This is a genomic window from Drancourtella sp. An12, from assembly GCF_002160935.1.
Taxonomy (GTDB): domain Bacteria; phylum Bacillota; class Clostridia; order Lachnospirales; family Lachnospiraceae; genus Sellimonas; species Sellimonas catena.
The window spans coordinates 218,975-243,654 of record NZ_NFLO01000001.1; the positions used below are offsets into that span (position 1 = coordinate 218,975).

General features: G+C 44.1%; 25 protein-coding genes. 19 read left to right on the forward strand and 6 right to left on the reverse strand.

Going from position 1 to position 24,680, the window contains the following annotated elements; genetic code table 11:
• Positions 1–19: 19 nt before the first annotated feature.
• The 14 genes from B5E64_RS01045 to B5E64_RS01115 all read left to right on the forward strand — a co-directional run bounded on the left by B5E64_RS01045 (position 20) and on the right by B5E64_RS01115 (position 13,667).
• The gene (locus B5E64_RS01045) at positions 20–1,372 is read left to right on the forward strand and encodes a hypothetical protein (protein WP_087166668.1); all 1,353 of its coding nucleotides are present in this window, start codon (positions 20–22) and stop codon (positions 1,370–1,372) included.
• Between the two features lie 406 nt (positions 1,373–1,778).
• Positions 1,779–2,441: an amino acid ABC transporter permease gene (locus B5E64_RS01055; protein ID WP_087166670.1), complete on the forward strand. Its 663-nt coding sequence runs from the start codon at positions 1,779–1,781 to the stop codon at positions 2,439–2,441.
• A 79-nt stretch (positions 2,442–2,520) separates the two neighbouring features.
• Positions 2,521–3,357 carry a transporter substrate-binding domain-containing protein gene (locus tag B5E64_RS01060; RefSeq protein WP_087166671.1) on the forward strand — a complete coding sequence of 279 codons (837 nt, stop codon included), beginning with the start codon at positions 2,521–2,523 and terminating at the stop codon, positions 3,355–3,357.
• 1 nt (position 3,358) lies between these two features.
• Positions 3,359–4,120, forward strand: coding sequence for an amino acid ABC transporter ATP-binding protein (locus tag B5E64_RS01065; RefSeq protein ID WP_343284030.1), 762 nt, complete (start codon positions 3,359–3,361; stop codon positions 4,118–4,120).
• 60 nt (positions 4,121–4,180) lie between these two features.
• Complete coding sequence (locus B5E64_RS01070) at positions 4,181–5,461, forward strand: M20 family metallopeptidase (RefSeq protein WP_087166672.1); 1,281 nt, start codon at positions 4,181–4,183, stop codon at positions 5,459–5,461.
• Positions 5,449–6,609: a MalY/PatB family protein gene (locus B5E64_RS01075; RefSeq protein ID WP_087166673.1), complete on the forward strand. Its 1,161-nt coding sequence runs from the start codon at positions 5,449–5,451 to the stop codon at positions 6,607–6,609. The genes B5E64_RS01070 and B5E64_RS01075 overlap by 13 nt, the downstream gene beginning before the upstream one ends.
• A gap of 120 nt (positions 6,610–6,729) precedes the next feature.
• Positions 6,730–7,869 carry a helix-turn-helix domain-containing protein gene (locus B5E64_RS01080; RefSeq protein ID WP_087166674.1) on the forward strand — a complete coding sequence of 380 codons (1,140 nt, stop codon included), beginning with the start codon at positions 6,730–6,732 and terminating at the stop codon, positions 7,867–7,869.
• Entirely contained in the window at positions 7,866–10,001 is a 2,136-nt protein-coding gene (locus tag B5E64_RS18705; protein ID WP_087166675.1) for a double-cubane-cluster-containing anaerobic reductase, read from the forward strand. Before B5E64_RS01080 ends, B5E64_RS18705 begins: the two co-directional genes overlap by 4 nt.
• A 193-nt stretch (positions 10,002–10,194) precedes the next feature.
• On the forward strand, positions 10,195–10,344 hold the full coding sequence (rpmG, locus tag B5E64_RS01090) for a 50S ribosomal protein L33 (RefSeq protein WP_087166676.1): 150 nt from the start codon (positions 10,195–10,197) through the stop codon (positions 10,342–10,344).
• 23 nt (positions 10,345–10,367) lie between these two features.
• Complete coding sequence (gene secE, locus B5E64_RS01095) at positions 10,368–10,568, forward strand: preprotein translocase subunit SecE (RefSeq protein ID WP_087166677.1); 201 nt, start codon at positions 10,368–10,370, stop codon at positions 10,566–10,568.
• A 36-nt stretch (positions 10,569–10,604) separates the two neighbouring features.
• Positions 10,605–11,120: a transcription termination/antitermination protein NusG gene (gene nusG / locus B5E64_RS01100; protein WP_087166678.1), complete on the forward strand. Its 516-nt coding sequence runs from the start codon at positions 10,605–10,607 to the stop codon at positions 11,118–11,120.
• A gap of 54 nt (positions 11,121–11,174) precedes the next feature.
• The gene (gene rplK, locus B5E64_RS01105; protein ID WP_024731653.1) at positions 11,175–11,600 is read left to right on the forward strand and encodes a 50S ribosomal protein L11; all 426 of its coding nucleotides are present in this window, start codon (positions 11,175–11,177) and stop codon (positions 11,598–11,600) included.
• Between the two features lie 60 nt (positions 11,601–11,660).
• Positions 11,661–12,353, forward strand: coding sequence for a 50S ribosomal protein L1 (gene rplA, locus B5E64_RS01110; RefSeq protein WP_087166679.1), 693 nt, complete (start codon positions 11,661–11,663; stop codon positions 12,351–12,353).
• Between the two features lie 183 nt (positions 12,354–12,536).
• Positions 12,537–13,667, forward strand: coding sequence for an aldo/keto reductase (locus B5E64_RS01115; RefSeq protein ID WP_087166680.1), 1,131 nt, complete (start codon positions 12,537–12,539; stop codon positions 13,665–13,667).
• 84 nt (positions 13,668–13,751) lie between these two features.
• On the opposite strand, the gene B5E64_RS01120 is transcribed toward B5E64_RS01115, so the two are convergent.
• The 4 genes from B5E64_RS01120 to B5E64_RS01135 all read right to left on the reverse strand — a co-directional run bounded on the left by B5E64_RS01120 (position 13,752) and on the right by B5E64_RS01135 (position 17,902).
• The gene (locus B5E64_RS01120) at positions 13,752–14,588 is read right to left on the reverse strand and encodes an Rpn family recombination-promoting nuclease/putative transposase (RefSeq protein ID WP_140398802.1); all 837 of its coding nucleotides are present in this window, start codon (positions 14,586–14,588) and stop codon (positions 13,752–13,754) included.
• Between the two features lie 249 nt (positions 14,589–14,837).
• Positions 14,838–15,761 carry an Rpn family recombination-promoting nuclease/putative transposase gene (locus tag B5E64_RS01125; protein ID WP_140398803.1) on the reverse strand — a complete coding sequence of 308 codons (924 nt, stop codon included), beginning with the start codon at positions 15,759–15,761 and terminating at the stop codon, positions 14,838–14,840.
• A 182-nt stretch (positions 15,762–15,943) separates the two neighbouring features.
• Positions 15,944–16,972 (reverse strand): glycosyltransferase family 4 protein, encoded by a 1,029-nt coding sequence (locus tag B5E64_RS01130; RefSeq protein WP_087166682.1) that lies wholly within the window; start codon positions 16,970–16,972, stop codon positions 15,944–15,946.
• A gap of 33 nt (positions 16,973–17,005) precedes the next feature.
• A complete protein-coding gene (locus B5E64_RS01135) occupies positions 17,006–17,902 on the reverse strand; it encodes an AraC family transcriptional regulator (protein WP_087166683.1) in 897 nt (298 codons plus the stop codon).
• A gap of 207 nt (positions 17,903–18,109) precedes the next feature.
• Between B5E64_RS01135 and B5E64_RS01140 the strand changes: the two genes are divergently transcribed.
• Genes B5E64_RS01140 through B5E64_RS01150 form a run of 3 tightly spaced genes read left to right on the forward strand, consistent with a single transcriptional unit; the run spans position 18,110 to position 20,682 of the window.
• Positions 18,110–18,874, forward strand: coding sequence for an ABC-2 family transporter protein (locus B5E64_RS01140; protein ID WP_242960052.1), 765 nt, complete (start codon positions 18,110–18,112; stop codon positions 18,872–18,874).
• Positions 18,875–18,878: 4 nt separating this feature from the next.
• Positions 18,879–19,670, forward strand: a complete 792-nt coding sequence (locus tag B5E64_RS01145; RefSeq protein ID WP_087166684.1) for an ABC-2 family transporter protein — start codon at positions 18,879–18,881, stop codon at positions 19,668–19,670.
• 16 nt (positions 19,671–19,686) lie between these two features.
• Positions 19,687–20,682: an ATP-binding cassette domain-containing protein gene (locus B5E64_RS01150; RefSeq protein ID WP_087166685.1), complete on the forward strand. Its 996-nt coding sequence runs from the start codon at positions 19,687–19,689 to the stop codon at positions 20,680–20,682.
• 56 nt (positions 20,683–20,738) lie between these two features.
• Here the strand turns inward: B5E64_RS01150 and B5E64_RS01155 are convergent, their stop codons facing one another.
• Positions 20,739–21,944 carry an MFS transporter gene (locus B5E64_RS01155; RefSeq protein ID WP_087166686.1) on the reverse strand — a complete coding sequence of 402 codons (1,206 nt, stop codon included), beginning with the start codon at positions 21,942–21,944 and terminating at the stop codon, positions 20,739–20,741.
• 177 nt (positions 21,945–22,121) lie between these two features.
• Between B5E64_RS01155 and B5E64_RS01160 the strand changes: the two genes are divergently transcribed.
• On the forward strand, positions 22,122–23,072 hold the full coding sequence (locus B5E64_RS01160; RefSeq protein ID WP_087166687.1) for an AraC family transcriptional regulator: 951 nt from the start codon (positions 22,122–22,124) through the stop codon (positions 23,070–23,072).
• Between the two features lie 87 nt (positions 23,073–23,159).
• On the forward strand, positions 23,160–23,951 hold the full coding sequence (locus B5E64_RS01165) for a helix-turn-helix transcriptional regulator (RefSeq protein WP_087166688.1): 792 nt from the start codon (positions 23,160–23,162) through the stop codon (positions 23,949–23,951).
• Positions 23,952–24,059: 108 nt separating this feature from the next.
• Here the strand turns inward: B5E64_RS01165 and B5E64_RS01170 are convergent, their stop codons facing one another.
• Positions 24,060–24,587 (reverse strand): methylated-DNA--[protein]-cysteine S-methyltransferase, encoded by a 528-nt coding sequence (locus B5E64_RS01170; RefSeq protein WP_087166689.1) that lies wholly within the window; start codon positions 24,585–24,587, stop codon positions 24,060–24,062.
• Positions 24,588–24,680: the final 93 nt, after the last annotated feature.

Genomic DNA, 24,680 nt, shown 5'->3' on the forward strand with positions numbered 1-24,680 from the left:
TGAAAAGAGAGCACGAATCATGGAAAAAACAATTACATTTTTTGTAAACCGGTCAACACCGGCAAAACTGGAAGAAACGATCACAATATCCAAGGCAATGAAACGAATGACAATCACTTCAAAAACAGACTGGGCCGGATATATTGTGATCAGAGATGAAAAGAACAGGATCCGGCTTTTACGTATGTGCGGATACGGAGAGGAAGACTTTACGATTGCACGACATGCTTCCCACACGTCTCCGGGCGGCGTCCCGGGACCTGTTGGAGCAGGCAGATGGAAAATCTGCCTGTATCTTTTTCCGGAATTTTTCGAGACGATTCCCGAAGGTGAGACGATACCGCTGCGGATCTGCATCAGCGGAGAAAAGGGAGAATTGCAGGAAACAATGGGATCAAAAGTCTGGGTTGACCGGCATTATCGCGAGCAGTTATGGCTTGGATATTTTAACAGCAAGGAGTTTTACAGCAACAGGACAGGGTGGTATCTCGGAGCTCTTCATACACGTACCCGGATGTCCGGCGGGGAAAATACGATCCGGGAGGCTGTAAAGAGAGCGAAAGCAGATGGCGTCGATGTCTATGTCACGACAGAGAGAAATGTGGTGGCGACAGGTTGGAAGGACAGCTCCGTCATGACAGTCCCGGGCGTGGAACTTACATCCTGTTTCGGAGACATAGGATTGATCGGAATTGATAAGATGCCGGAACGTCTGGAAGAACTGATAGAGAGCAGAGGGACAAAAGAGAGCGGACAGTATCTTTATGAGACAGTTCGGGAAGCGGTAAAGAGAGGATGGATTCTGAATCTGGAACATCCGTTTCAGAAAGGAAGCGAATGGAAAGAGGATGCCATTCCGGTTTCGTCACTGACCTGTATGGAAATCGGAAAAAGTATGGAAGAATTCGCGAAAACATCGGTACTTCTGGACAGGTTATGGGGAGAAGGATACCGGATCTGGGCGACAAAAGAAAAAGAAACTCTGATACATTGCGAGGCACTTACACCGGAAATCTTTCTGGAAAATATTAAAAAAGGTCATATGGTTCTGGCGGAAAACAGGAATTCAGAACTGAACATACGGTCAGAAGGAGAAGAGTATCTTCCGGGAGATGAACTTCCGGAACAGAACAGGAAGATTGATATTCGCATTTACATTGAATCAGCCAGGAAGCCGGAAGTTTATATCATACATAACGGAGAGAGAATCCGTATGGACGTGGTACAGACAGAGAGCGGGTGGAAAGCAGAAGAGAAAATCCGGTTCCGCAAAGGAGAGTGGAACTGGGCGAGAGTTGAGGCATTCCATCCGGAGAAAGGCCTGCTGTTTTACAGTAATCCGGTATGGCAGGGGAAAAAAGAAACTTTGTGATTAACATTCATAGATAAAAACAGTAAAAATAAAAAATAAAAGAACAGTTTGTTCTCAGGCACTGGGAGCAGGCTGTTTTTTTGTTTAACAGGAAACTTTGTTCCCTGTTAAATAAAAACGCTTCGCGGGATGCGCACTCGCGCAAAGCAGAAGCTTGCCTCTAAAGCGACCACGCTCGGTGCAAGAGTTCCGCAAGCGCAACTCTTTGTTATGGAAACAGGCAATATTTCTAATTGGATCATAATTATAGAAAAAACAAATAAGAAAAAAGGAAGTTATAGAAAATGTGCGAAACATACAAAAATAAAAATTGAGTTTGTAGAATAATCATGATGAAAATTTTGCGATAAAAGTTAAAATGAAGAGGTATGTAAAATATTAATTATGAAAGAGTGGAGTAAGTGCGATGTTCAAAGTAAGTTATTTTATGGAAGTGCTTCCTGTTATAGCGAGCAAGGTAAACGTTACTTTTGAGCTTACGATTGCGGCAACGATTTTTGCACTTCTGGTAGGTGTGGTGATTGCGGTCATAGGCTATTATAAAGTACCTGTTTTAAGCCAGCTTACCAGAGTGTATGTTTCGGTTATGAGAGGAACACCGGTTGTGGCACAGCTGTATTTTTTCTATTATGGAATTGCGCTGTACAGCAACTTTGTAAAAAATATGACACCTTTGGTGGCGGTAGCGGTAGTTATGAGTTTGAATATGGGGGCTTTTATGTCAGAAAGCATCCGTGGTGCACTTCTTTCTGTAGATGAAGGACAAAAAGAAGCTGCATATTCTCTGGGAATGACCAATCTTCAGCTGGTGGTCCGTATTATTATTCCACAGGCTGTGCGGATTGCGCTGCCTCCGCTTTTTAACGATGTCATCAATCTTATTAAAATGACATCACTGGCATTTATGATCGGCGTGCCGGATATTATGGGAGCCGCCAAGATTGAAGGAGCCAAAACATTCCGTTATTTTGAAATTTATGCGGCGGTTATGCTGATTTACTGGATTATTGTTTTTATACTTGGAATTGTTCACAAGTTCCTGGAGAAAAAATGCGCAAGTATGTATTAATATTCAGCTGTTTTATGGGATCTTAAACGGAGTGCCGTTGAGATAAACATGATACTTAGAAAGAAAAGGAGTAATGATTATGAAAAAACGTGTATTAGCAGCAATAATGGCAGCGATGATGGTGGTTCTTACGGCAGGCGGCTGTGGGGACGGATCGGGTTCTGATTCAGATTCCAATAAATCCTCTGATCAGAAAGCGAATGATAAAAAAACAGTAACTGTTGTAACGGCCGGAACTGGAGAACCGTATTCCCTTTTGGCAGATGATGGATCATGGACAGGGATTGATTCCGATATGTGGGCCGAAATTGAGGAACGGACAGGGTGGAATGTAGAAGTAAAACAGGCTGCATTCGACGCAATGTGGGGAGAACTGGATACAGAACGTGCAGACGTTGTTGCAAACTGTACAGCTGTGACAGACGAAAGAATGGAGAAATATAATGCGACAATCCCATATTATGGTGATGCACAGTGTATTATCGTAAATAATGAGAACGAAGATCTTCAGACAGTTGAGGACTTGAAAGGTCTGACTGTAGGATGTACTAATGGACAGGCGGCACAGAACATTATTCAGGGCCTCGCAGAGCAGTATGGATTTACAGTCACTCTTTATGAAGACAGCGCAGTAGGAATGAACGATCTGATGCTTGACAGAATCGATGCTTATGCGAATACGACTACAAACGTAAACCAGTTTATGCATAATAACGAAGAGGCTGATTTCCGTTTCTTTGATGAAAAGCTTTTGGCGAATAATGTTGCCTATTTCCTTCCGAAAACAGATGAAGGAAAGGAACTCTGTGATGAATTAAACGGTCTGATTCAGGAAATGCTGGATGACGGAACCATTGCGGAGATCACAGAAAAATGGATGTATGCAGACATGACACAGTTGATTCAGGAAGAGTAATATGATGGAGAAAGAAAAACAACTTGTAAAAATTGAACACCTTTATAAAGAATTTGACAGTGATACAAAAGTACTGAAGGATATCAACCTGACAATCAATAAAAATGAAGTGATTGCAATCCTTGGACCGTCCGGAACCGGAAAATCCACACTGCTTCGGTGCCTGAATTATTTGACTGAACCGACATCAGGAGTCATTTCCATCGGTGATGTTACAGTAGATGCCGCGCATCACACGAAGAAGGAGATTTTGGAACTTCGCAAACATTCTTCTATGGTATTTCAGAGCTACAATCTTTTCAAAAATAAGACAGCTCTGGAAAATGTAATGGAAGCATTGACACAGGTTCAGAAGAAACCAAAGGCCGAAGCGGAAAAAATTGCCCTGGAATTATTAGGAAAAGTAGGAATGCTGGAAAGGAAGGATTTCTATCCTTCAAAACTCTCCGGCGGTCAGCAGCAGAGGGTAGGAATTGCAAGAGCACTGGCGGTTAATCCGAATGTTCTTCTGTTTGATGAGCCGACTTCTGCACTGGATCCCGAACTGGTAGGTGAGGTACTAAATACGATTAAAAAACTTGCGGAAGAAGGCACGACTATGATTCTGGTGACACATGAGGTAGGGTTTGCCAGAGAGGTAGCTACCCGCGTCCTCTTTATGGATGGAGGGCAGATTGCTGCGGATGGAACACCGGAGAAAATTATTGATCACCCGGAAAATCCGAGGATTCGGCAGTTCCTGAATTTTGTAAATCGAAAGTAGATAGAGAGATGACCTGCACGGATCTGGTGCAGGTCTTTTTCTAAAAGAGGAGGACGGACAGTGGAAGAAAAATTATTTGAAAAAAGTCCTGACATGGAAGAAAGGATCAAATATCTGGCGGAGAAGGAGGAACAGACACTCATACGGATCCGGAGAGAGCTGCATAAGGTGCCGGAAACAGGAGTGTATCTTCCGAAGACGTATGAAATTATCCGAAGAGAACTTCAGAAGATTCCAGGGGTGGAAGTAATCGAACATGCGGCGGAAGGATACGGACTGATTGGAATTATGCGTGGTAAACTTTCCGATGGGAAAACCGTACTTTTGAGAGCTGATATCGATGCACTGCCGGTAGAGGAGCCGGAAGGACTTCCATATCGTTCAGAACATCCGGGATGTATGCATGCTTGCGGTCATGACGGCCATGCGGCCTGGCTCATTGGAGCTGCCAGAATTCTCTCAGACATCCGGGACAACTGGGGCGGATGTGTTAAGTTTGTGTTTCAGCCCGGGGAAGAGGTCGGAAAGGGAGCAACAGCATTGATTGAAAAAGATCAGGTGCTGGAAAACCCAAAAGTAGACATGGCATTTGCGGCGCATGGATGGCCGTCTGTGGAAAGCGGGAAAATAGGAATCGCGAGAAGATACGCATTCGGATGTGTGGGAGGATTTTCTATAAAAATCATGGGAAAAAAGGGGCATGCTTCCTGGCCGGAAGAGACAATAGATCCGATTGCCGCTGCCATTGAGATTTACCAGCATATGCCGTCTGTTCTGACAAAAAAAATATCCGGAACAGAAGCAAAAGTCTTTTCTGTAACCTATATGCAGGCTGGAGATGTGAAAATCCACAATGTGATTCCGGAGACATGTGAATTTGGTGGCACAATGCGTGCGGCGAATATGGATGTATTAAAGAGAATGGGGAAAGAACTGGAAAAAGAAGTCAGGGCAGTCTGCCATGTGGCAGGTGCAGAATATAAGGCGGATATCCGGATACATGGAGGAGCTGTGCACAATGCGGTAGATCTGTTGGAAGGAACTGAGAAAACAGCAAAAGGAATTCTTGGAGAAGATAAAGTGTATTTTATTGAGCATGACCATCTGGGAGGAGAAAATTTTTCTGAATTCAGCAGCCGCGTTCCGGCTGTCTACCTTTTTATCGGAATTCGGCCCAAAGAAAAAGAACAGATTCCGGGACTTCACAGCGCGGAGTATCGGTTTGATGATCACGTTTTAAAAGGAGCAGCGGGAGTATTTGCGGCACTTGGCTACTATGGGTGCATGGGCATTCTACAAAAACAAGAGAAGGGTACAGGTACAGAAGAGTGGAAGAAATAAAATATGTAGACAGAAGAAATACGAATTGTAATAAATGGGATGGACAAAGCAATATGTTCGGAGAGGAAGGACTTCACGCCATGTGGGTGGCGGATATGGATTTTCAGGTCCCTCAGTGTGTGATAAATGCGCTGCGGAAGTATGTAGATCAGGGGGTATACGGATACTATAAAATTCCGGATTCCTATTATCAGGCTTTCATAGACTGGGAAGAAAAACGGCACCATTTCAGAGTAGACAAAGAATGGATCAGGTTTTCTCCGGGTGTGGTTGCCGGTTTCCATTGGCTTGTCCAGATACTAACTCAGCCGGGGGAAGCCGTGATTGTTCATACGCCGGTATATTACCCGTTTTTAAATGCAGTGAAAAATAACAACAGGACACTGATCTGCTCGGATCTGATCACTAATCAAGGGAAATACACGATTAATTACGAGGATTTTGAGAATAAAATTGTAGATAACAAGGTAAAGCTATTTATCCTTTGTTCGCCGCACAATCCTGCCGGGCGTGTGTGGAAGAAAGAAGAACTGGCAAGGATGTTTAAGATATGCAAAAAGTACGGGGTCTATATTATCTCGGATGAAATTCATCAGGACTTGATTTTTGATGGCAGCAGACATATTCCGTCTCTGTCTGTTGAAGGGTATCAGGATCATATGATTATGCTGGCTGCCCCATCAAAAACATTCAATCTGGCAGCCGGACAGAATTCGCTTGTAATTATTCCGGATGAAAAGCTTCGAAATCTGTGGGATCAGTACACGACGGCAAACCGTGTCATTTCCGGGAATGCCTTCGGCTATATTGCGGCACAGGCAGCGTATGAAGGCGGGGAAACATGGCTCGAAGATGTTCTCAAAAAAATATGGGATAACTATCAGTATGTAAAAAATGAGCTTGCCCGGAAACTTCCGGATGCGGTTGTGACACCGCTGGAAGGGACCTATTTGTGCTGGATTGATCTTGGGGCTTATGTCAGCAGAGAGAATATGAAAGAGCTGATTCAAGGGAAATGTCGCATAGCTGTAGATTATGGAGACTGGTTTGGCGGAGAACGGTTCGGAACATATATCCGGATGAATCTTGCGACTTCCATGGAAAATGTAGAAAAAGGTGTGGATGCACTGGTTTTAAATCTTATCTGATGCATGAAAAATACATGGATTTAAAGGCTGATAGAAGCGCTCTATGGATTTCGTGGAAAAATTCAATTTGACATTCCGGGGCAGTACATTACATAATATTCCGCAAATGGAGTGAGAAACATGTATGACATTAATGACTGTTATAAGATTATTTTTGAAGCAATGGCTGAAAATCTGTCCCTGAATAATATAGCAGAACGGATTTACAGATATACGAAACAAGGAGTCGTATTTATTTCAGGGAGCGGACGGTTGATGGCAAGTGCCGGATTTGGAGGGGATAAGAACTCATTTTCCTTTTTTCGGAAAGAACATTTGTCATGGAACGGATACGAACTGTTTTTTGTAAAAAAGAAGGTCGGAAAAAGCACTCTTTATACAGAACCGATTTATGATAAAAAGAAAGTATCAGGATATGTGCTGCTCATATGCGAGGATATGAAAGACGGAGAGTTTTTTGAGAAACTGGGGCGGTTTTTAGCAAAAATCGTAGAACGTTTTTTTGCGCAGGAACAGAAAAGGTATCTGTATAATCAGTCTCTTCGAAGACATATTATTGCATGGGCAATGATGGAAGACGATATCGATACCGGGCAGGTAAAAGAATTGCAAGGAGGAAAGTATATGGCGGTCCTGTTTTTAAAAAGCGGGAATACTGCTGCCGGTCTTTCCGGATTTTTAAGAGACAATGGAAGTTCCGCATATGTATATGAGAATGAATGGGAAGTCCGGGTATTGTTCTGTAAACTGACGGACAGGAGTGCAGGGAGAATCCGGAAAAGAATGGATGAATGTCAGCTTACCGGCTGTGTGAGCGAGCTTTTTTCGGACTGGCATCTCTGCAGAGCAAAACAGCATCTTCTGGCACGTATCATACGGTCCGGCAAGTCTGTACCGGGAGAACAGGGAATCAGACAGGAAAAGGAATGGTTTATTCCGGGAATATACAGTTATGCGACTCCTTTAATTGAGGAGGCCGGACTGATGGACTACTCCATTCAGCGGCTGCTGGAAGAAGATGAAGAAAAACATACGGGACTTTATCATACGCTAAAAGTATATCTGATATGTGAAAATAATATTACACTGGCAGCCAAAAAACTTCATATTCACAGAAACACACTTGTATACAGATTGAAACAGATTGAAAAATGTCTGGAAGTGGATTTGAATGACACCGAAAATTCATGGGATTTATTAGCATTCATCATGATGCATGATATGGTAAGGCGTAAAACAGGAGAAAGAAAAGAACGATGAAAGTAATTCAGAATTTACCGGAAATATTTGAAGAATTTGGAGAACAGAGACGAAAGGCGTTTCTGGAAATCAAAGAATATAAAGATAAAAATATCCCAGTAGTAGGAATGTATTGCGCATATTTTCCGACAGAACTTGCGATGGCAGTAGGAGCGATTCCGGTAGGACTGTGCTCCTATGCTAACGAGACAGTAGCGGCAGCAGAGAGAGATCTGCCTAAAAGTATCTGTCCTCTCGTCAAATCCAGTTATGGATTTGCGGTGGAAGATAAATGTCCCTTTTTTCATTTCGCGGATCTTGTAATCGGCGAGACAACGTGTGATGGAAAGAAAAAAATGTTTGAAATGATGTCTGAATTCAAACCTGTCTATGTAATGGAGCTGCCAAACAGCCAGTCTGAGCGGGGAGTGAAATTCTGGAGAGAAGAGGTCGTCCGGACAAAAGAGTATTTTGAAGAGTTCTTTCATGTCGTAATAACGGAGCAAATGCTCAGGGATGCTGTTCATCTGAATAATCGCATCCGTACTGCTCTCAAAAATCTTTGTGATGTGATGAAACTGGATCCTGCTCCGGTTACAGGAGAGGATATTCAGAAAATGGTACAGGGCAGTAAATACCGATTTGATTTTTCTTCTACTCCCGAGGTGGTAAATGGAGTGCACGATAAGATTTTGGAGGAATATAAACAGGGTAAGCATCTGGAAAAACGACCGAGGATTCTTGTGACCGGCTGTCCGATCGGGGGAGACAGTATGAAAGTTATCCGCGAAATAGAGGAAAATGGCGGTGTAGTAGTTGCGATAGAAAACTGCAGCGGAGTCAGGACACTGGGGACCATGGTCGATGAGAATGCGGAGGATATTTATGAAGCAATTGCCCGGAAATATCTTTCCACCGGGTGCTCCATCATGACACCAAATGATCATCGTATCGATTTGATTGGAAAAATTATTGATGAGTATCATGTAGACGGAGTAGTTGAAATGATTCTGACCGGATGCCATTCGACAGGAGTAGAATCATTTTATATTCGAAAATTTGTAAACGAGGAGAAACATCTACCGTATCTGGCTGTGGAGACCGATTACTCTCAGGCGGATACAGCGCAGATCTCTACCAGAATGGCGGCTTTCCTTGAAATGATTCAGCCGGAGCGCAGAGAGACCACCGAAATGAAAGCAAATTTTGATATTAATTACTGCTATAAAATCATACTGGAAGGAATTGTAAAAAGAAAGTCTCGCAGGGAAATTCTGGAAGAAATATGGAGATATACCGGGGTTGCGCTATGTGTGTCGGATCCTGGTAATCAGGAAGTATTTTGTATAGGTGAAAAACCGGCAGATTTGAAAAGCTGCATAAGAGAGCTGCCGGAAGGAGGAAAAATAACAGGATATCTGACTTCGGAAACGGATAAAGAAAAAGTAGAAGAACTGCTGGATGTTATCATACAAAGCTATCGTGTGGACTGTGAAAGAGACAGAAACGAAGAAGAACGCCCTGACTTTATCTGGATTCTCACGGATATGGAGGAAAATGCGGATCAGATTTTCAGGATGCTGAATGAAGAACAGGACCTTTTTTTGAAAGTGCAGAGGGAAGGCAAAAAGGAACTGTTTATTTCCGGAACTGACGGAAAAGAAGATAGGGACAGGATGACTGCGAAAGTAAAAGAACTGATGAAAGAAAGGGATGGCAAAATCCTAATAGGAAACGGATTTCAGACCTTTGAGAGCAAAGAAAAGAACAGGGAACTACAAAGGTATGTATTTTCTATTATAAAAAGTAAAAAAGAACGCAGGAAAGTCTGTCTCGTGGAGGACTATTATCACGATCTGGCAGTTACTTACATTGGAAAAAGAATCGAAAAAGAAAATCTGTACGTAGATGAGCTGGAGTGTGTGGAAAAGGAGGACAAAGAAAAAGGGAAAGATCTGTATGAAACACTGTACTGGTACCTGAAGATGAAAAGAAATGCCGCCCAGACGGCAGCAAAACTCAGAATTCATCGAAATACGCTGATGCCGAGAATTGTCCAGCTGAATGATATGATTGGAATTGACGATAAAGACGGTGCAGAATGCGAGAGACTTCTGATGGTTATGGAAATGAAAAAAGTAAAAAACATGTAAGTTAGGAAAACAGACAGAAATTGTGAGGAAACTGTAAATAAATAAGGAAAAGACTTGACTTCACACTTGGCCATGTGATATTCTGATATGGCGAATGGAAGTATAGGTCTTTTTTTTATGCCTAAAATCAGGCAGCTTCGCAAACTGCCGCGTAACCAGTAAAAAAGAAGTAAAAAAAAGCGAGGTGGAAGTTGTGCGTACAAGAATTACATTAGAATGTACAGAATGTAAGCAGCGTAATTACAACATGACAAAGGATAAGAAAACTCATCCGGAGCGCATGGAAACAAAGAAATACTGCAGATTCTGCAGAACTCACACAGTACACAAAGAAACGAAATAGTCGTTTGAGAAGGAGCGGATGTTATGGGCGATTCTAAAACGAAAGCAAAGAAGCCTTCCAAAATCAAAGGCTTGAAAGCAGAGTTTAAGAAAATTATCTGGCCAGACAAGAAGACTCTTGCAAAACAAACGGTGGCAGTTGTCTCTGTTACTGTAATCTTGGGAGCGATTATCTCGGTAGTCGATGCGCTTCTAACATTCGGAATCGATTTCTTGGTTCGCTAAGAAACTGATGACCTGACAGTAAGAAAGGTGATTAATATGTCAACGGCAAAATGGTATGTAGTTCATACTTATTCAGGGTATGAAAATAAGGTAAAAGCCAACATTGATAAGACAATCGAAAACAGACACCTGGAAGACCAGATTCTGGAAGTCAGGGTTCCGATGCAGGACGTAGTGGAGCTCAAAAACGGAGTTCAGAAAGCTGCCCAGAGAAAGCTGTTTCCGGGCTATGTACTGATTCATATGATTATGAATGACGACACCTGGTATGTTGTACGTAATACACGGGGCGTAACCGGGTTCGTAGGACCGGGATCCAAGCCGGTACCGCTCACAGATGAGGAAATGGCGCCGCTTGGAATCAAGAAAGAAGATATTGTTGTGGACTTTGAGGTAGGCGATACAGTCAGCGTCGTATCAGGCGCATGGGCTGACACTGTTGGAGTCATTCAGGCGATCAATACGCCAAAGCAGAGTGTTACAATCAATGTTGAGTTATTTGGCCGTGAAACACCGGTTGAGATCGGTTTTTCAGATGTCAAGAAAATGTAACGTAAATGAAGTGGGAGGGAAATCCCCGCAAATACCACAAGGAGGTACAATATAATGGCTAAAAAAGTAGAAGGTTATATCAAATTACAGATTCCTGCTGGAAAGGCAACACCGGCTCCTCCGGTTGGTCCTGCTCTTGGTCAGCACGGAGTTAACATCGTAGAATTTACAAAGCAGTTCAACGCAAGAACAGCTGATCAGGGAGATCTGATCATCCCTGTAGTTATCACAGTTTACAATGACAGAAGCTTCAGCTTCATCACAAAGACACCGCCGGCAGCAGTTCTGATCAAAAAAGCCTGCAACATCAAATCCGGATCTGGTGTTCCGAACAAAACAAAAGTAGCTACGATCACAAAAGCTCAGGTTCAGGAAATTGCTGAACTCAAAATGCCAGACTTAAACGCTGCAAGCGTAGAAGCTGCTATGAGCATGATCGCTGGTACATGCAGAAGCATGGGTGTTACAGTAGTTGACTAATTGTAAACGTTAGAAATGTGGGAGGGCTCGCTCCCGATATTACCACTAGGAGGTTATAAGATGAAAAGAGGAAAGAAATATATCGAAGCTTCTAAACTGATTGAAAGAGGAAATCTTTACGACAGAGATGAAGCAATCGCATTAGTTAAAAAAGCTGCAACAGCTAAATTTGACGAGACAATCGAAGTTCATATCAGAACAGGCTGTGACGGACGTCACGCAGATCAGCAGATCCGTGGTGCGGTAGTACTTCCGCACGGAACAGGTAAAAAGGTTCGTATCCTTGTATTTGCAAAGGACGCTAAAGCTGAAGAAGCAAAAGCTGCCGGAGCAGATTACGTTGGAGCAGAAGATCTGATCCCGAGAATCCAGAACGAAAACTGGTTTGACTACGACGTAGTTGTAGCTACACCGGATATGATGGGTGTAGTCGGACGTCTGGGACGTGTACTCGGACCAAAAGGATTAATGCCGAACCCGAAGGCTGGTACAGTAACAATGGACGTTACAAAAGCCATCCAGGACATTAAAGCTGGTAAGATTGAATACAGATTGGACAAGACAAACATTATCCATGTACCGGTTGGAAAAGCTTCCTTCACAGAAGAACAGTTAGCGGACAACTTCCAGACGCTTATTGATGCAATCAACAAAGCAAGACCGGCAGCTGTAAAAGGTCAGTACCTGAAGAGTGTAACAATCACATCTACAATGGGACCTGGCGTAAAAGTAAATCCGGCTAAATTAGCTTAATCAGATTTGCGTAGATAAAGGGGAATCCTGCAATAGCAGGATTCCTTTTTGTTATACAATTCTATAACTGAAATCAATTTGCGGTTTTATTTTAAAGATTTTATAATAGAATTAAAGAGTCCGACTAACCACGGACCTGGCAGCCGATGGATTGTTTATAATAGGAAGAAAGAAGGTAACAAAATGATTTACAAAGATTTTCAGGGCCTGAAACTGTCTGCCCTTGGACTTGGTACAATGCGTCTTCCGGTAATCGATGGAGACGATGCCAGAATCGATGAGAAGGCAACAGAGGAAATGGTGGCTTATGCGATGGAGCATGGTGTCAACTATTTTGATACTGCATGGGGATATCATAATGGAAACGCTGAACTGGTCACAGGAAAGATGTTAAGCAAATATCCAAGGGAAAGCTTTTATCTTGCTACGAAGTTCCCGGGTTACGATCTTTCCAACATGGACAAAGTAGAAGAGATTTTTGAAAAGCAGCTGGAAAAATGTCAGGTAGAGTATTTTGATTTTTATTTGTTCCACAATGTGTGCGAGATGAATATCGATGCCTATCTGGATCGTTCTAATGGAATCTACGAATATCTGATGAAACAGAAAGAAAACGGACGGATCCGTCATTTGGGATTCTCTGCACATGGAAGCTATGATGTCATGAAGAGATTTCTGGAAGCATATGGAGAGTGCATGGAGTTCTGCCAGATCCAGCTCAACTATCTTGACTGGTCATTCCAGGACGCCAAGGCGAAAGTAGAACTGCTGAAAGAATACAAGCTTCCGGTCTGGGTTATGGAGCCGCTCAGAGGAGGAAAACTTGCCAAACTGAAAGACAGTGAAGAAGAAATATTAAAATCCATGCGGCCGGATGAAGGAATCCCGGCATGGGCTTTCCGTTTCCTTCAGTCTATTCCGGAAGTGACGATGACCCTGTCCGGTATGTCCAACATGGAACAGCTTCAGGATAATATCCGTACCTTTGAGACGGAAAAACCGCTTTCCAACGAAGAGATGGATAAGCTGTTGTCTGTGGCAAACAGAATGCTGGACGGTACACTTCCTTGTACCGCATGCCATTATTGTGTCAGCCACTGTCCACAAGGTCTTGATATCCCGAACCTGTTAAGCCTGTACAATGAACACAGCTTTACAGGAGGCGGCTTCATTGCGCCGATGGCACTGAGTGCCGTTCCGGAAGATAAACGGCCGGGCGCCTGCATCGGATGCAGAAGCTGTGAAGCAGTCTGCCCGCAGCAGATCAAAATTTCCGAGGCAATGGCAGACTTTTCGGCAAGACTGAAAGCATAAAGAAGAGAATGAAAAACCGGGAGAAATGCACGCTCATCTTGTGAATTTCTTCCGGTTTTTGAAATATGCCAAATCGTCTCTACATTACAATAAAAATTTTCGGAACTCCTCTGCTGTTGTCCCATACTCCTCTGCGGCCTGTTCCAAAGTCAGCAAATGTTTACGGTACAGATTGACCAGCAGTTCTTTCTTTTCCAAGGCTTTACCCTCTTCCATGCCGGCGATTTTGCCATCTTCCCAGCTTTCCCGCCGAAGATCTTCCTCATATTTTTCCTGATCAAATTCTTCCAGGATCACATCGCTCACCTCCGCACTGTTTTGCTCCAGGAATTCCTTCAGGATATCCTTTTCAATACAGCTTTTCTGCGCTTCCCGGACTGCTGTTTCTATGGCAAGCCCCTGTTTCTGGTTCTCTCTTACTTCATTTATAAAGTAGGAGTATTCCCATAGAACTTTACAGCTTTCCAGAAGTTCCTGATTGTGCCCAAGATTGATGTTGAGCATCAGTGCCCGGCATTCCAGTGCGACCTGTCCCGCAAATGCAGATTTCATAAAGGAATCTGAAAGGTTTAATTCCCGGTATTCCGATTCTTCGCTTTGTCCATTATAGAATACCACATATACCGGTACGGGTAAAGGAATCTGTCGTGTGCTGTAAAGATTCAGCCCGTGTTTCTTGATATAGTTCTGGTAAATGCGTGCCATATAAAACAGGCCGCGGATCGGCATATTTGGATTCAGGGTGCTTTGATGTTCGTACAGATTGAGGGTACTGGAAAAGAGAAAAGATACATCATTTTTCATTCCTACATAGATGACGTCTTCCAGAGTGGTGATTTCAAGATCTTCTTCGTTCGTATAGGAAGAGTGGTTTAATGCGTTATAGAGGGATAAAAGATTGTGTCTGTCCCGGAAAATCATACGGAAAAGAGTGTCTTTGTACTTTCGGTTGACAGGTTTTCCCAAGGACCGGTTCCGTTTTTTTTGTTTTAGATGTGATTTTTCTTTGTTTTTTCTTCATAGGCAGAAGCCTCCTTTGATTTGAAAATAGAATGGAATCAATAGATAATGAGAAATGGCTCCCGCCTTGTAGGAAAAGGCGGGAAAGAACATGTTCACAGTATAGTAATAGAAGTGATATAAATCAACATATGCCAAATTGTTTCGGCATCACAATAAAAATTTTTGGAACTCTTCTGCTGTTGTACCATACTCCTCTGCGGCCTGTTCCAAAGTCAGCAAATGTTTACGGTACAAATTGACCAGCAGTTCTTTCTTTTCAAATGCCATACCGGCGATTTTGCCATCCTCCCAGCTTTCCCGCCGAAGATCTTCCTCATATTTTTCCTGATCAAATTCTTCCAGGATCACATCGCTCACCTCCGCACTGTTTTGCTCCAGGAATTCTTTCAGGATATCCTTTTCGATACAGCTTTTCTGCGCCTCCCGGACTGCTGTTTCTATGGCAAGCCCCTGTTTTTGGTTTTCTCGTACTTCATTTATAAAGTAGGAGTATTCCCATAGAACTTTACAGCTTTCGAGAAGTTCCTGATTATGCCCAAGATTGATGTTGAGCATCAGTGCCCGGCATTCCAGTGCGGCCTGTCCCGCAAATGCAGATTTCATAAAGGAATCTGAAAGGTTTAATTCCCGGTATTCCGATTCTTCGCTTTGTCCATTATAGAATACCACATATACCGGTACGGGTAAAGGAATCCGTCTGGTGCTGTAAAGATTCAGTTCGTGTTTCTTGATATAGTTCTGGTAAATGCGTGCTATATAAAACAGGCCGCGGATCGGCATATTGGGATTTAAGGTGCTTTGATGTTCGTACAGATTGAGGGTACTGGAAAAGAGAAAAGATACGTCATTTTTCATTCCTACATAGATGACGTCTTCCAGAGTGGTGATTTCAAGATCTTCTTCGTTCGTATAGGAAGAGTGGTTTAATGCGTTATAGAGGGATAAAAGATTGTGTCTGTCCCGGAAAATCATACGGAAAAGAGTGTCTTTGTACTTTCGGTTGACAGGTTTTCCCAGGGACCGGTTCCGTTTTTTTGTTTTAGATGTGATTTTTCTTTGTTTTTTCTTCATAGGCAGAAGCCTCCTTTGATTTGAAAATAGAATGGAATCAATAGATAATAAGAAATGCCTCCCGCCTTGTAGGAAAAGGCGGGAAAGAATATGCCCCTAGTATAGCAATAGAGGAGATAGAAATCAACAGTCATACTATTAAAACTGTCTTATTATAGAGAGGACTGCCTGGAAACGAGCACTTATTTATTAAGTACACATTGATATAGCTCGATGAACCTGTCGCCCATTTGTTTTGTACTATAATATTGTCTGGCCCGGTTATAAGCGTTTTCTGCTACAGCGTTTCGTTCCGGAGTATGACTGAACCAGTAGCGGACAGACTGAGCCAGTTGAGCTGAATCATCACAGTGAAAGAGGGCTCCGGTGATTTGATCGACAATCATTTCCCGGTTGCCGGGACAGTCAGAGGCGATCAGGAACACATGGTTTGCCATCCCTTCAAGTAGTGTGTAGGAGCAGCTTTCCGTTTTAGAAGGCAGGATAAGAATTTGATATTGATTCAGAATTTGGCCGATATTTGAACAGAATCCATGCAAAATACAGGTTTCCTGTAAAGAATTCTGCGCGATTACCTTTTTGATTTCCGATTCCATTGGACCATTTCCATATAGATGTAAATGGATCGATTCCTGCTTCAGCTGTTTCATGGTTTCCAGAAGTACCATGACATTCTTTTCTTCCGAGAGTCTTCCGGTAAAAACAAGATCTTTGGCATTGGCATTGACATGGGTGTCGGGAATTGGAATTCCATTCGGAATTGTATGTACAAAATCTGGAGCAAAGTCATTTTCCAGAAGAATTCTGCGGGCAGAGTAAGAAACGGTAATCAGACCGTCACTTTGTTTTAGACAGTGATAATAATCTGCGTACAGCCTTAGGCTTTCGCGTTTCATGACTTCATGGATCGTAATCAGGAGTCTGTATTTTCGGATCGTGAAATCTGTCAGATAAGTATTGACTTCCACATAGGCATTTGAGTTAATCAGGTCGAATGTATTGAGGAAAGAAAGTGGTAGATCTTCTGTCAGATGACCTTTGCGAAATGGAAGCAGACGGATGTCTGATTCCAACTTTCCTTTGTAAATCTCGATATTTGGGGCCATAATGGTAACATCACACCGACGACGGCATAGTTCGTCTGCAAGATGACAAATATGTGTTGTGACGCCGGAATAGTGATCCAGACTGTCAATCAATAAAATTTTCATAATCTTTTTCTCCTGATATATAGAATTACTAAATTAAGAAAACCAGTTTGGAAACCGTTTCTTATATTCAGACGGCGAATATCCCGTTACCGACTTGAAAAGTCGGGAGAAGGAAAATGGATTTTCTAGTCCTACCGCATTTGCAATGACCTGCAGGGAATAATCTGTATCTACAAGATAGATTTTTGCTTTCTCAATCCGCAGTTCTGTCAGATATTGTTTCGGTGTTTTGAAGTATTTCTGCTTAAAGACCGCGGTTATATAATGAGGATTCAGATGCAAATAGTCAGCAATGTCCTGAATTTGCATATGTTCATTATAATGCCGGTCAATATAGGCTTTGATCTGCTTCGGATACGGAGCTGAGGAAATGTCCTCCTGATCTTTGTGATGTTCCGCAACAAGGCTCGAAAACATTTCCTTCAGTAGACCATTCAGTTTGAGATGTCCGGATGCGGTTTTTGCTTCTGAAAAAAAGGTAAGAGGAAAGTCTTCGGGTGTAAATCTGGCTCCATCAGGAATACGCCGATCGGTGAAAGCGAGGAACTTCATGATCATTTTTTCGTAAAGAGTGACATCCTGTATGTCGGTAACGAAGCCATCTCCAAAAAGAAGGCTCGTATAATAGCCGGCCTGAGTTCCCTGATAACCGATCCAGCAGTATTTCCATGGGTGGCGGAAATCTGCCTGGTAGGCGGCATTTACGCCTGCGGGAATCAGAAATGCCTGCCCTGGCTTGACCGGATATTTTTTTTCTTCGATCTGCAGAACACCGAAACCGTCTAAAACAAAATGGATCAGATAATAACGCCGGATGCGCGGACCGAAAATATTTCCGCAGACACACTGATCGATGCCGCTGGATTGAAAAGCAAGATCCAGAGAATCTTTTTCTACAGCATTTAAAAATAAATCCGAATTCTGTAACATGCTATCCCCCTTTTCTATATAGTGACTTGATTATACAATTTCGCAATGCTAAAAGAAAGAAAAATTGCAAAAAAGAAGAAAAATCTGAGAAATGGCAATGTTTATAGACAAAACAGCTATGGATGCAAAAAGGCATTAATGATAGAATCATACCAATGGGAAGGGAGTGAGAAAAAAGTTATGAAAAAGTTATATTATCTAATCAGAATGACGTTTCAAACAAAATTTGCATATATCAAAGCCTTCTGGTTCAATATTTTCGGAACGGCGGTCTCGATTCTGATTTACTATTTCCTCTGGAAATATGTATTTCAGTCCAGGGACGAGCTGCATGGATTTACGGCGGTGGAGATCACGACTTACGTGATTATTTCCCGGCTTCTGTCCTCGCAGTTTTCCGGCGGAATCAACCGGGAGTTTTCCGAGTGGGTCCAGAAAGGCGATATTGTGGTTGAGCTTCTGAGACCGGTCCCGCTTGTATTTACGCTCTTTGGAAAAAGAGTGGGAGAATTCCTTTTCTTTATCCTTTTCAAAGGAATTCCAGTCAGTATACTCGCAACCTTTATTTTAGGCGGAACCGGTCCGGATGGCGCAGCAAACTTTGCATTGTTTCTTATCAGTGTCTTTATTTCCATCGGTCTGATGTTCTGGATTGAAGTGATGGTGGGGCTGATTTCGTTCTTTACACTGAATTCATACGGGATTGGTTATACGAAGACAGCGCTGATGTCGATTCTTTCCGGCGGGATTGTACCGCTCTTTCTTTTCCCGGAAGGTGTGGCAAAGGTGTTGGACTATATGCCTTTTGCCGGGATGGTCTCGGTGCCGGTTCACATTTATCTTGGAAAATACACGGCCGCAGAGGCCTTTTCCTTTATCGGTCTTCAGATTATCTGGGTGGCACTGCTTGGAATCGGAGTGATGGCGTTTTACCGGTTCGCAATCAAAAAAGTTGTGGTACAGGGAGGTTGATGGTATGAGATGGAAATACTATGCAAAGCTCTGGCTTTGCTATATGAGAATCGGGCTTCTCTGCATGACCCAGTACCCGGCGGACACATTGATCTGGCTGATTTCCATGATCGTTCGGGAGGCCTGCGGGTTCATCGGAATTCTGGCAGTAGCCAGTGTGACGGGAGGCCTTGGCACATGGGGATTTTACGAGATCTGCCTGTTGTTCTCCATGTGTGCGGTAATTGAAGCAATCGGACAGGCATTTTTTGACAATGTCTGGTCTATCGATAAGATGATACGAAGAGGTGAGATGGATGTATTCCTGATCCGTCCGGCGTCACCGTTTGTGCAGATGCTTGGACAAATCATGCATTTTCAGGCAGTGTTAAGTATGGTAGTCTATGTAGGAATTCTGGCGTGGTCTATTCATGGAATCGGCCTTTCTATGGGAGTCCGGGAGATTGTGCTGCTTGTCGAATATGTGATTTTCGGGACGGTCATCAACTCCGGAATTTACACGATTTTTAACAGTTTGAATTTCTGGATCGTGCAGGGAGATGACATCGCAGTTCTCGTGCAGACCTGCCGGGAATTTGTCAAATATCCGCTTCAGGTATTCCCTGCGGCGATACAGGGATTTTTCACCTACATTCTGCCGCTGGGGTTTGTGGCCTACTATCCGGTGCTTGGTCTTCTTGGAAGAACCGATATGCCGGTCATGATCCTTCTGCCGTGTGTGGCGGCACTGGTAGCCGGAATTGCGGCTGTGATCTGGCGGCTGGGCCTGAAGGGATATAACAGTACAGGAACGTAAGGGGGAAGAAGTTTCTATGCAGATCGAAGTGAATCATTTAGTAAAAGAATATAAAAGGAAAAAAGATCCGGGCTCCGTGGGGAAGGCTCTGGCATCCATGTTTCATCCGCAGTACGATGTGTTCCGGGCGGTAGATGATATCAATTTTCAGATCCGGAAAGGTGAGGCAGTGGGTTATGTCGGACCAAACGGGAGCGGGAAGTCTACAACGATTAAAATGCTTTCCGGAGTGCTGACGCCGACAGCCGGGAAGGTGCTTGTCAATGGACTGGAGCCGTCAAAAAATCGGATGAAGGTTAATAAACATGTCGGCGTTGTATTTGGAAACCGTTCCGTGCTCTGGTGGGACGTGCCGGTCATCGAATCTTACCGGGTGCTGCAGCAGCTCTACGAGATTCCGGAAAACCGATTTCGTCAGAATCTGGAGGAGTTCACGGAACTGATGGAAATGAAAGAACTTCTTGGTACACCGGAGCGGCAGCTGTCCCTTGGCCAGAAGATGAAATGTAATATTGCGGCGGCATTTCTTCACGATCCGGAGATCGTTTATCTGGATGAGCCGACCATCGGACTTGACAGTGAGTCCAAATATAAAATCCGGAAATTTATCCGGCGGATGAATGAGGAGCGGAAGACGACTTTTATCGTGACATCTCATGATTTTCAGGACATTGAGTCGCTGTGCCGCAGAATTATCCTCATCAACCATGGGAAACTGGTTGTAGATGATAAAATTGAAAATGTCCGGAAAAATTTTGACCGGAGAAAACAGATCCGTCTGGAACTGGAACACAATCCATGGAATCAGAAAACCGTATTTGAGATTCCGGGAGTGGAAATTCTGCACTCACAGGAATCCGAACTTGTGCTGGAATTTGACAGTGAAGAAAATGACAGCATCCGTATTATCAACCTGATAGCGGAGAAAACAAGAATCCTTGATGTGTCCATCAACGGACAGGATATCGAATCCATCATCCGGGATATCGTAAAACAGGATAACAGAAAATAAGAAAAGGGCGTATCGTACGAAGCTTATGCTTTCGCACACGGTACGCCCTTTGACAGTTATTGTTCTGCAGCACAGGACATCTGTTTTTGGGAACCTGCCATTTTCAGCAGGCAGGTAGAAAGAATCAGGACCACCGGGAATATACAGGCGGCCAAAAGGCCTGTTTTCAGGCTGTCGCCGGAACTTTCCGTTACGAATCCGACGATGCCGGGGCCGATAGATCCTCCAAGATCACCAGCCATTGCAAGCAGTGCGAACATTGCTGTTCCGCCAAGAGGAATACGGGAGGACGATATACTGATTGTACCCGGCCACATGATTCCGACAGAGAAGCCGCACAGAATGCAGCCGGCAAGCCCCAAAGCGGGATGCTGCCCCAGTGCCGACATCAGATAGCAGACAAGACAAAGTGCGCCGGAACCGATCATGAATTTGAGAAGATCTATTTTTTCGCCGTATTTTCCGTAGAGGAGACGGCTGAGTCCCATAGTAACGGCAAACAGAGAAGGGCCGGCAATGTCTCCGATGCTTTTGGAAATTCCAAGAGCTGATTCCACATAGGCGGATGCCCACTGAGCCATGGAGATTTCACTTGCTCCAGCACAAACCATCAGGACAATGGAAACCCAGAAGACCGGAATCCTGAAAAGCTTCCGGATTCCTCTGGCTTCCCCTCCTTCTGCAGGATGCCGGATTGGACAAGTAGAAAAGTTGTACACATTGTATAATGGGATCAGAGCCCAGATACATGCAAGAATCCGCCAGTTTTCTATGCCGAAAATGGCAAAAAATGCGGTTGAGAACAGAATAACGCCGACTGCTCCCCAGCAGTAAAAGGAATGAAGCAGGCTCATCACGCTGTCTTTCCTGTCGAAAGGACAGGCTTCCACAATCGGACTGACAAGTACTTCGATCAATCCACTTCCGATTGCATAGATGATGGCACTGAGAAGAATTCCGATGTACGGATCACCAAGAAGCTCCGGCAGCACAGTCAGCCCGATAAGGCCGGAAGCCGAAAGAATCTCGGAAGCCACCACGCTCTTCCGGTAACCGATGCCGTCTACGAATCTGGCACAGAACAGATCCACAAGCAGCTGTGTAAAGAAAAATGCTGTGGAAATGAATGCAATCTTTCCAAGAGGTATGTTGTAGGTGTTGTGGAAAGTCAGAAACAGCAGAGGAGCAAAGTTTGCACAGATTGCCTGCGTTACAAATCCAAGGTAACACGCGGTGAGAGTTTTTTTATATGGATTTTTCATGATTTCTTCCCCCTGTGATTATTATGATTTGTCTAGGGGTTTCCGCTCCGGGACTGTTGTTTCCCAAAACGAAAGCCAACTGAATTATATCGTACCACATTCCGCCTGTCATTGAAATATATCACATATTTGTTGTATAATATCGTAAACGACAGTGCCTTTAAGGGGTGAGAAGCTATGAAGTACGGCAGACAAAGTAACAAAATCATGACCGATGACAGTCTGATGGAAATAGTCCGGCATGGAAACAGCAGTTATCCGTTCCATTATTACTATGAAAATCTGGCTGAGTTTGACTTTAATTGTATCGAGTGGCACTGGCATGTCGAAGTGGAATTTGTTCTGGTTGAAAAAGGCACAGTGAGGTGCGAGATCGGGGAAAAGCAGTTCTCTTTGCTGGAAGGAGACGGACTGTTTGTCAATTCCAGAGTGTTGCACCGCTTTTATTCGGAAGGAGAAGCGGTAGTGCCGAATTTTGTATGCCATCCGGTATTTATAGCGCCGCAGGACAGTTTGATCTTTGACAGGTACGTGCTGCCTGTCCTCTCTTCTGCTCTGGATTGTCAGACTTTTGAGGAAAACATATCCTGGCAGTCCGAAGTGCTGACACTTATGAGGGAAACTGTCCGGATTCAGGAGTCGGATTCCGGAAAAGAACTGCTGACGTCATCGCTGCTTCAGAAGATCTGGTATCTGATGTATGAAAATCTGGAGACGGATCTTGCGGGAAGGAGAATGGATACATCTGTTTCTTCTCAGGCAAGGGTACAGTTGATGATGCAGTATATTCACCAGAATCTGGCGTCAGGTATTTCCCTGAGAGATATTGCCGATCAGGCACTGGTTAGTAAAAGCACCGCGCTCAATCTTTTTCGCCGGTATCTGCATACAACACCGGTGGACTACCTGAACAGCTGCAGACTGAAAGAAGCGGCAAGGCTGCTTACGTCCACGGAGAAAAATATTAAAACAATCTCGAAAGAGACAGGATTTAATCACGAGGATTATTTTTGCAGAAAGTTTAAGCAGCACTACAAGGTAACCCCCACTGAATATAGAAAAGACAGTTTGAAAAAAATTTCAAGGCAGGATAACCATGTGAAATCCTGTACTGCAACCTCAGGTTGACAATGTTCCGTCTTCGGTTGCTGGAAAAAATGCCGGGTTTCGGTTAACCTGTAGGCAGACAAAATCAGAAAGGCAGGATATACAGGTATGGAATTATCAGAAAAAATTCAGATGCTCCGGAAGAAGGAGGGGCTTTCGCAGGAAGCATTTGCGGAGAAGATGGGAGTCAGCCGCCAGGCAGTATCAAAATGGGAGCTTGGAGTATCCAAGCCGGACGTGGATAAGATCGTTATGATGAGCAGTCTGTTTCAGGTGACTACAGATTATCTTCTGAAAGACAAGCAAGAAGAACAGACGGAGAAAGTGGTGTATTACAGAGAGGTCAGGCCGTGGCATTTCGAAAAGAAGAGCAGACACACACTGTTTGGACTTCCTATCTATCATATCTGTTTTCAGGGAATGAGAGAGAGCGGAGGGCGCTTTCGGATGAAGATGGCTCCGGCAAAAGGAATTCTGGCAGTCGGGGTGCGGGCTACAGGAGTTGTCAGTATCGGAGTATTCGCAAGAGGCCTGGTCGCGATCGGAGCAGCGGCGATGGGAATGATTTCCATAGGAGCGGCGAGTCTTGGCATTCTGGCTCTTGGAGCATTTGCCGCAGGAATCATTGCGGGAGGCAATCTCAGTGTGGGAATCGTTGCGTTCGGCAATCTTGCGGTGGGGATGTACGCCATCGGAAACTGTGCTGTCGCGAATAAGATCGCTCTTGGTAATTATGCCCATGGGCATATTGCCATAGGTAATACAGTCAGTGGAATGAAAGAAATTCTGCTGAAGGACGCGAACTTTACAGATATGGATCCGGAAGCGGTACGCAGCATGATTCTGCAGGAATTTCCAAAGACATGGCCGATGATACAAAAACTGTTTACGATGTGGTAAAAATGCGTGCCGCCGGGGAGTGAGATTCTCCCTGTGCGGCACGCGCTGTTTAATTGGATTCGGAAGAAGCCGTCTCCGGATTGCGACGGCTTTTCTGACTGCCATCGGTTATTTCTCCTTCGCACGATGCCGGCTGGCCGGAAGTTCGGCACCCTCCAGCGTGAGCAGACTGATTTTTTTATCAATGCCTCCGGCATAACCGGTCAGGCTGCCGTTCGTTCCGAGGACACGGTGGCATGGCACAATGATAGAAACCGGATTGTGTCCCACGGCACCGCCAACAGCCTGGGCGGACATATGATCCAGACCTCTTTTTCGGGCAATCTGACGTGCGATGTCTCCATAAGTAGTCGTTTTTCCGTAAGGGATTGTGCAGAGAATTTTCCAGACCTCTTTTTGGAATTCGGTTCCCATAAGGTGCAGAGAGACAGGGAAATCCGGATTTTTTCCTGTGAAATAAAGATCGAGCCAGCGCTTTGCATTAGCTAAAAGCGGAGTTTCACGGTCTAAACACTTGGCATTCAGAGAAAGAGCAAAATATTTCTGCCCTTCAAACCATAGACCGGTCAGGCCGGTATTGTCTGCTGCAAGAAGAATCCTGCCGAGCGGAGACTGGTAATGGCTGGTGTACTGCATAAGATTTCTCCTTTTATTCCGTTATGAGTTACTGCTCACCCCGAGCCGCCGGAAGCTGCATCTTACATGCAAACATGACGCTGCATTTTCCAA

Bases quoted from the DNA above. Each gene is read 5' to 3' on its own strand.
- B5E64_RS01045 (WP_087166668.1), top strand. From the start codon at position 20: ATGGAAAAAACAATTACATTTTTTGTAAACCGGTCAACACCGGCAAAA.
- B5E64_RS01055 (WP_087166670.1), top strand. From the start codon at position 1,779: ATGTTCAAAGTAAGTTATTTTATGGAAGTGCTTCCTGTTATAGCGAGC.
- B5E64_RS01060 (WP_087166671.1), top strand. From the start codon at position 2,521: ATGAAAAAACGTGTATTAGCAGCAATAATGGCAGCGATGATGGTGGTT.
- B5E64_RS01065 (WP_343284030.1), top strand. From the start codon at position 3,359: ATGATGGAGAAAGAAAAACAACTTGTAAAAATTGAACACCTTTATAAA.
- B5E64_RS01080 (WP_087166674.1), top strand. From the start codon at position 6,730: ATGTATGACATTAATGACTGTTATAAGATTATTTTTGAAGCAATGGCT.
- B5E64_RS18705 (WP_087166675.1), top strand. From the start codon at position 7,866: ATGAAAGTAATTCAGAATTTACCGGAAATATTTGAAGAATTTGGAGAA.
- secE (WP_087166677.1), top strand. From the start codon at position 10,368: ATGGGCGATTCTAAAACGAAAGCAAAGAAGCCTTCCAAAATCAAAGGC.
- nusG (WP_087166678.1), top strand. From the start codon at position 10,605: ATGTCAACGGCAAAATGGTATGTAGTTCATACTTATTCAGGGTATGAA.
- rplK (WP_024731653.1), top strand. From the start codon at position 11,175: ATGGCTAAAAAAGTAGAAGGTTATATCAAATTACAGATTCCTGCTGGA.
- rplA (WP_087166679.1), top strand. From the start codon at position 11,661: ATGAAAAGAGGAAAGAAATATATCGAAGCTTCTAAACTGATTGAAAGA.
- B5E64_RS01115 (WP_087166680.1), top strand. From the start codon at position 12,537: ATGATTTACAAAGATTTTCAGGGCCTGAAACTGTCTGCCCTTGGACTT.
- B5E64_RS01120 (WP_140398802.1), bottom strand. From the start codon at position 14,588: ATGATTTTCCGGGACAGACACAATCTTTTATCCCTCTATAACGCATTA.
- B5E64_RS01125 (WP_140398803.1), bottom strand. From the start codon at position 15,761: ATGAAGAAAAAACAAAGAAAAATCACATCTAAAACAAAAAAACGGAAC.
- B5E64_RS01130 (WP_087166682.1), bottom strand. From the start codon at position 16,972: ATGAAAATTTTATTGATTGACAGTCTGGATCACTATTCCGGCGTCACA.
- B5E64_RS01135 (WP_087166683.1), bottom strand. From the start codon at position 17,902: ATGTTACAGAATTCGGATTTATTTTTAAATGCTGTAGAAAAAGATTCT.
- B5E64_RS01140 (WP_242960052.1), top strand. From the start codon at position 18,110: ATGACGTTTCAAACAAAATTTGCATATATCAAAGCCTTCTGGTTCAAT.
- B5E64_RS01145 (WP_087166684.1), top strand. From the start codon at position 18,879: ATGAGATGGAAATACTATGCAAAGCTCTGGCTTTGCTATATGAGAATC.
- B5E64_RS01150 (WP_087166685.1), top strand. From the start codon at position 19,687: ATGCAGATCGAAGTGAATCATTTAGTAAAAGAATATAAAAGGAAAAAA.
- B5E64_RS01155 (WP_087166686.1), bottom strand. From the start codon at position 21,944: ATGAAAAATCCATATAAAAAAACTCTCACCGCGTGTTACCTTGGATTT.
- B5E64_RS01160 (WP_087166687.1), top strand. From the start codon at position 22,122: ATGAAGTACGGCAGACAAAGTAACAAAATCATGACCGATGACAGTCTG.
- B5E64_RS01165 (WP_087166688.1), top strand. From the start codon at position 23,160: ATGGAATTATCAGAAAAAATTCAGATGCTCCGGAAGAAGGAGGGGCTT.
- B5E64_RS01170 (WP_087166689.1), bottom strand. From the start codon at position 24,587: ATGCAGTACACCAGCCATTACCAGTCTCCGCTCGGCAGGATTCTTCTT.